The organism is Streptomyces anatolicus, from assembly GCF_019400875.1.
GTDB lineage: Bacteria > Actinomycetota > Actinomycetes > Streptomycetales > Streptomycetaceae > Streptomyces > Streptomyces anatolicus.
Genome location: NZ_WMBF01000841.1, coordinates 1 through 1,229, shown reverse-complemented (window position 1 = coordinate 1,229; position 1,229 = coordinate 1). Strand labels below are relative to the sequence as shown.

Genomic DNA, 1,229 nt, shown 5'->3' with positions numbered 1-1,229 from the left:
GCGCTGGTCGAGGAGCAGCTGACCCCGGCCGTCGGCGGAAGTTGGCCATCGGCGGGATGACCTTGTGCCGCAGGACGAGCAGCGTCTTGATGAGGCTCGCCAGACCCGAACAGACGTCGAGGTGCCCGATGTTGGCCTTGACCGAGCCGAGGGCGCAGTAGCCGGTGCGGTCGGTGTCGGCGCGGAACGCGGCGGTGGCGCCCTCGAACTCGATCGGGTCGCCCTTGAAGGTGCCGGTGCCGTGGGTCTCCAGATAACCGACGGTGCCCGCGTCGACCCCGGCCCGCTCAAGGGCGCGACGGATGGCCCCGCGCTGGCCGTCGGCGCTGGGCGCGCTGAACGCCCGTTTGTCGGCGCCGTCGTTGTTGACCCCCCAGCCGCGGATGACGCCATGGATGTGGTCGCCGTCGGCCAGGGCCCGGTCGAGCCGCTTCAGCACGACGGCCGCGACGCCCGTACCGCCGACGGTGCCGTCCGCGTCGGCGTCGAAGGGCCGCAGGTAGCCGCTCTTGGAGAGGATGGATCCCTTGACGTACTGGTAGCCGAGGACCTGCGGCACGTGCAGGGCGGTGGCCCCCGCCACCGCGATGTCGCACTCGCCGTGGGCCACGGACTGCGCGGCGAGGGCGACGGCCGTCAGCGAACTGGAGCACGCCGTCTGGACGTTGACGGCCGGCCCGGTCAGGCCGAGGCGGTAGGCGGCGCGGTTGGCGGTGAAGTCGGTGAAGTTGCCGACGGTGACCTGGAGCCCGGCGACCCAGTCGGCCACGCCGTGCGGCAGGACGTTGTTCTGGAGGTAGGTCTGGAGGGAGTAGAGGTGGTAGCCGGTGCTGGCGTAGACGCCGATTTCGTGGGCGGGGCCTGAATGGCTCGAGTGTCCTGCGCTGCCCGCGCCGTTCGGGTCGCCCGCGTACCCGGCGTTCTCCAGGGCGTGGTGGACGCACTCCAGGAAGAGCCGGTGCTGGGGGTCGGTGATGCGGGCCTCGTGCGCGCTCATCCCGAAGAAGCTCGCGTCGAAGCCGGCGATGCCCTCGAGGACGCCGCTCGCCCCGACGAAGTCGTCGGCGCGGTACTGCTCCTCGGGCACACCGGCGGCGGCCAGTTCGGCCTCGGTGAAGCGGCGTATGCGGTCGGCGCCGTCGTGGATCGTGCGCCAGAACTCCTCGGGGGTGTCGGCGCCGGGCAGCCGGAAGGACATCCCTACGACGGCGATGGGGACGGCGCGGGCG

The 1,229-nt window shown here is 72.1% G+C and carries 1 protein-coding gene; it reads right to left on the bottom strand.

What is annotated here, in order from left to right; translation table 11 throughout:
* A partial coding sequence (locus GKQ77_RS32875) for a beta-ketoacyl [acyl carrier protein] synthase domain-containing protein (protein WP_372460054.1) occupies window positions 1-1,229 on the bottom strand: 1,229 nt, incomplete at both ends.